Annotated in this window: 3 rRNA genes; all 3 read left to right on the forward strand. The window is 53.9% G+C overall.

What is annotated here, in order from left to right:
- Nucleotides 1-189: 189 nt before the first annotated feature.
- The 3 genes from ACWICV_RS17020 to rrf all read left to right on the forward strand — a co-directional run bounded on the left by ACWICV_RS17020 (nt 190) and on the right by rrf (nt 5,720).
- Nucleotides 190-1,715 (forward strand): 16S ribosomal RNA (locus ACWICV_RS17020).
- 597 nt (nt 1,716-2,312) lie between these two features.
- Nucleotides 2,313-5,445 (forward strand): 23S ribosomal RNA (locus tag ACWICV_RS17025).
- A 158-nt stretch (nt 5,446-5,603) separates the two neighbouring features.
- A 5S ribosomal RNA gene (gene rrf / locus ACWICV_RS17030) occupies nt 5,604-5,720 on the forward strand.
- Together the 16S, 23S and 5S rRNA genes form the textbook arrangement of a ribosomal RNA operon.
- The last annotated feature ends 63 nt before the right edge of the window (nt 5,721-5,783 follow it).

Below are 5,783 nucleotides of genomic sequence, written 5' to 3' on the forward strand. Positions count from 1 at the left end.
AGTGTTTGTTGTTTGAGAACTCAATAGTGTGCCAAGTTTGTTGATACCGAATATTTTTATTTGGTGAATACATAACATTTGCTTGAGGCATTGCACCCCCGTGCAGTGTTCTTGAGTGTTTTATTATTCGCCAGGACTTCATTGGCTTCGCCCTTATTTTCCAAGGGGTTGCCGGTGGCTTTTTATTTTTTTATGGAGAGTTTGATCCTGGCTCAGGATGAACGCTGGCGGCGTGCTTAACACATGCAAGTCGAACGATGAAGCCCAGCTTGCTGGGTGGATTAGTGGCGAACGGGTGAGTAACACGTGAGTAACCTGCCCCCGACTCTGGGATAAGCCCGGGAAACTGGGTCTAATACCGGATATTACCTTTGACCGCATGGTTGTTGGTGGAAAGATTTATCGGTGGGGGATGGACTCGCGGCCTATCAGCTTGTTGGTGAGGTAATGGCTCACCAAGGCGACGACGGGTAGCCGGCCTGAGAGGGTGACCGGCCACACTGGGACTGAGACACGGCCCAGACTCCTACGGGAGGCAGCAGTGGGGAATATTGCACAATGGGCGAAAGCCTGATGCAGCGACGCCGCGTGAGGGATGACGGCCTTCGGGTTGTAAACCTCTTTCAGTAGGGAAGAAGCGAAAGTGACGGTACCTGCAGAAGAAGCGCCGGCTAACTACGTGCCAGCAGCCGCGGTAATACGTAGGGCGCAAGCGTTATCCGGATTTATTGGGCGTAAAGAGCTCGTAGGCGGTTTGTCGCGTCTGCCGTGAAAGTCCGAGGCTCAACCTCGGATCTGCGGTGGGTACGGGCAGACTAGAGTGATGTAGGGGAGACTGGAATTCCTGGTGTAGCGGTGAAATGCGCAGATATCAGGAGGAACACCGATGGCGAAGGCAGGTCTCTGGGCATTTACTGACGCTGAGGAGCGAAAGCATGGGGAGCGAACAGGATTAGATACCCTGGTAGTCCATGCCGTAAACGTTGGGCACTAGGTGTGGGGGACATTCCACGTTTTCCGCGCCGTAGCTAACGCATTAAGTGCCCCGCCTGGGGAGTACGGCCGCAAGGCTAAAACTCAAAGGAATTGACGGGGGCCCGCACAAGCGGCGGAGCATGCGGATTAATTCGATGCAACGCGAAGAACCTTACCAAGGCTTGACATGTGCCAGACCGCCTCAGAGATGGGGTTTCCCTTCGGGGCTGGTTCACAGGTGGTGCATGGTTGTCGTCAGCTCGTGTCGTGAGATGTTGGGTTAAGTCCCGCAACGAGCGCAACCCTCGTTCCATGTTGCCAGCACGTAAAGGTGGGGACTCATGGGAGACTGCCGGGGTCAACTCGGAGGAAGGTGGGGATGACGTCAAATCATCATGCCCCTTATGTCTTGGGCTTCACGCATGCTACAATGGCCGGTACAATGGGTTGCGATACTGTGAGGTGGAGCTAATCCCTAAAAGCCGGTCTCAGTTCGGATTGGGGTCTGCAACTCGACCCCATGAAGTCGGAGTCGCTAGTAATCGCAGATCAGCAACGCTGCGGTGAATACGTTCCCGGGCCTTGTACACACCGCCCGTCAAGTCACGAAAGTTGGTAACACCCGAAGCCGATGGCCTAACCACCTTGTGTGGGGGGAGTCGTCGAAGGTGGGACTGGCGATTGGGACTAAGTCGTAACAAGGTAGCCGTACCGGAAGGTGCGGCTGGATCACCTCCTTTCTAAGGAGCTAACCATTATTGGTTGCCCATGCTGGACACGAGTGTTGTCCGGGTGGGTTGCTCATGGGTGGAATATCAATGGACTCAATACCGGAAAACGTGCTGGCTGATGCTGGTGCGGGGTATTGGCTGTGGCCGCGTGGTGCTTGGGCATCTGCTAGTACGCATTGCAGGGGGTTTTCTTCTTGCGGTGCTGGAATGCGGTGTGTGGGTGTTGTGTGGTTTGTATGGTTTGGCATGCTGTTGGGTTTTGAGGCAACAAGCCTCCTTTCCTGGTGAATGGTTGCCGGGGTTCTTCCTGTGGGGAGGGTCCTGGTGGTGTTCGCTTGGGTGAGGGGTTCTTGGTGTTTCGGTGTTTGTCCTGTGTTTGCTGCAAGGATGTCCTGTTGGATTGATGCTGGCCTTTGGCTGGTGTTGGTTTTGGGTGTTGTTGCGGGGGTGCGGGGTTGTTGTTTGGGAACTGTATAGTGAACGCGAGCATCTTGCAGATGAGATGAGCTGGGTAGTCCTTTTCCTTGGATTGCCTGGTGTTGGAGTCTTGTCTGCGTGATTTTGTTAGATTGTTTTATTGCTCATATCTTTTGACTTTGATGTTGTGTTGAAGTTTTTAAGGGCGCACGGTGGATGCCTTGGCATCAAGAGCCGATGAAGGACGTGGGAATCTGCGATAAGCCTGGTGGAGTCGATAACCGGACGTTGAGACCAGGATTTCCGAATGGGGGAACCCCGCACCATGTTATGTGGTGTGACCTGCAGCTGAATGTATAGGCTGTGTGGAGGGAACGCGGGGAAGTGAAACATCTCAGTACCCGCAGGAAGAGAAAACAACAGTGATTCCGTTAGTAGTGGCGAGCGAACGCGGATGGGGCTAAACCGGTTGGTGTGTGATAGCGGATAGGCGTTGCATCACCGGGGTTGTGGGGTTGACATGTACCAGCGCTATCTTGCTGGTGGGATGAGGTGCAGGCGTATAGGTGAATCGGTTGGAATGCCGGACCATAGAGGGTGATAGTCCCGTAGGTGTAATGCGTGTCTGCCGTTCTAGTGTTGATACCCGAGTAGCACGGGGCCCGTGAAACCTTGTGTGAATCTGCCAGGACCACCTGGTAAGCCTGAATACTACTTGATGACCGATAGTGAATCAGTACCGTGAGGGAATGGTGAAAAGTACCCCGGGAGGGGAGTGAAATAGTACCTGAAACCGTGCGCTTACAATCCGTTAGAGCTGGGGACTTGTTCCCTGGTGATGGCGTGCCTTTTGAAGAATGAGCCTGCGAGTTAGTGTTACGTCGCGAGGTTAACCCGTGTGGGGAAGCCGTAGCGAAAGCGAGTCTGAATAGGGCGTTTGAGTGGCGTGATCTAGACCCGAAGCGAAGTGATCTACCCATGGCCAGGTTGAAGCGCGTGTAAGAGCGTGTGGAGGACCGAACCCACTTCAGTTGAAAATGGAGGGGATGAGCTGTGGGTAGGGGTGAAAGGCCAATCAAACTTCGTGATAGCTGGTTCTCCCCGAAATGCATTTAGGTGCAGCGTTGCGTGTTTCTTGCTGGAGGTAGAGCTACTGGATAGGCGATGGGCCCTACAAGGTTACTGACCTTAGCCAAACTCCGAATGCCGGCAAGTGAGAGCGCAGCAGTGAGACTGTGGGGGATAAGCTTCATAGTCGAGAGGGAAACAGCCCAGAACGCCAACTAAGGCCCCTAAGCGTGTGCTAAGTGGAAAAGGATGTGGAGTTGCTGTGACAACCAGGAGGTTGGCTTAGAAGCAGCCACCCTTGAAAGAGTGCGTAATAGCTCACTGGTCAAGTGATTCCGCGCCGATAATGTAGCGGGGCTCAAGCACACCGCCGAAGTTGCGTCATTCAAATATTAACCTGGTTTCGATTGGGTGTTTGGATGGGTAGGGGAGCGTCGTGTGGACGGTGAAGTCGCGGTGTAAACCAGCGGTGGAGGCCACACGAGTGAGAATGCAGGCATGAGTAGCGAATGACGGGTGAGAAACCCGTCCGCCGAATGATCAAGGGTTCCAGGGTTAAGCTAATCTGCCCTGGGTTAGTCGGGACCTAAGGCGAGGCCGACAGGCGTAGTCGATGGACAACGGGTTGATATTCCCGTACCGGCGAAGGACCGCCCATACTGAGCTGTGGATGCTAACCATGATTGACGCTAGCTGTTGGTGCCTTCGGGTATCTTGCTGGTTGATGTGGTGGGAACCGATGCAGTGAGGTCAGCGTATTAACAGGTGTGACGCAGGAAGGTAGCCGAGCCAGGCAATGGAATTGACCTGGTCCAAGGGTGTAGGAAGAGTGGTTGGCAAATCCGCCGCTCATATATTCTGAGACCTGATAGGCGCCCCGTTTTCGGGGTGATTCGGTGATCCTATGCTGCCTAGAAAAGCATCGGCGCGAGGTCCAAGTCCGCCCGTACCCCAAACCGACACAGGTGATCAGGTAGAGAATACTAAGGCGATCGAGAGAATCATGGTTAAGGAACTCGGCAAAATGCCCCCGTAACTTCGGAAGAAGGGGGGCCTGCCCCGTGATGAGAACTTGCTTCTCTGATGCGGGTGTGGGCCGCAGAGACCAGGGGGAAGCGACTGTTTACTAAAAACACAGGTCCGTGCGAAGTCGCAAGACGATGTATACGGACTGACTCCTGCCCGGTGCTGGAAGGTTAAGAGGACTGGTTAGCAGTAATGCGAAGCTGAGAATTTAAGCCCCAGTAAACGGCGGTGGTAACTATAACCATCCTAAGGTAGCGAAATTCCTTGTCGGGTAAGTTCCGACCTGCACGAATGGAGTAACGACTTCCCCGCTGTCTCAACCATGAACTCGGCGAAATTGCAGTACGAGTAAAGATGCTCGTTACGCGCAGCAGGACGGAAAGACCCCGAGACCTTTACTATAGTTTGGTATTGGTGTTCGGTGCAGCTTGTGTAGGATAGGTGGGAGACTGTGAAGCTTGGACGCTAGTTCAGGTGGAGTCATCGTTGAAATACCACTCTGGCTGTACCGGTCACCTAACTTCGGACCATGATCTGGTTCAGGGACAGTGCCTGATGGGTAGTTTAACTGGGGCGGTTGCCTCCTAAAATGTAACGGAGGCGCCCAAAGGTTCCCTCAGCCTGGTTGGCAATCAGGTGTCGAGTGTAAGTGCACAAGGGAGCTTGACTGTGAGAGTGACAGCTCGAGCAGGGACGAAAGTCGGGACTAGTGATCCGGCGGCACCTCGTGGAAGGGCCGTCGCTCAACGGATAAAAGGTACCTCGGGGATAACAGGCTGATCTTGCCCAAGAGTCCATATCGACGGCATGGTTTGGCACCTCGATGTCGGCTCGTCGCATCCTGGGGCTGGAGTAGGTCCCAAGGGTTGGGCTGTTCGCCCATTAAAGCGGTACGCGAGCTGGGTTTAGAACGTCGTGAGACAGTTCGGTCCCTATCCGCTGCGCGCGTTGGAAATTTGAGAAGGGCTGTCCTTAGTACGAGAGGACCGGGACGGACGAACCTCTGGTGTGTCAGTTGTACTGCCAAGTGCATCGCTGATTAGCTACGTTTGGAAGGGATAACCGCTGAAAGCATCTAAGCGGGAAGCCTGCTTCGAGATGAGATTTCCATGCACCTTGAGTGTGAGAGGCCCCCAGCTAGACCACTGGGTTGATAGGCAGGATGTGGAAGCAAGGACTAAAGACTTGTGTAGCTGACCTGTACTAATAGGCCGATGACTTTCAACACACAATAAAACAATATTTGAACTGATGATTTCAATGCTGTTCGCGTTCACTATGCGGTTACGAGACAACAACCTCTAGCCAGCAAATACGGATACAAGACTTTGTAGCACCGGAAAACATTGACCAGGAAACGTTTTGGTTTGTGTGCTTCGTGATTGTTACGGCGGTCATAGCGTGGGGGAAACGCCCGGTCCCATACCGAACCCGGAAGCTAAGGCCCACTGCGCCGATGGTACTGCACTCGTGAGGGTGTGGGAGAGTAGGTCACCGCCGGACTTAACTTGAGTAGATGGTTTGAGGCCCTGGTACCGTTTGGTGCCGGGGCCTCACCTGTTTAAC

Source organism: Glutamicibacter sp. NPDC055354, from assembly GCF_053644955.1.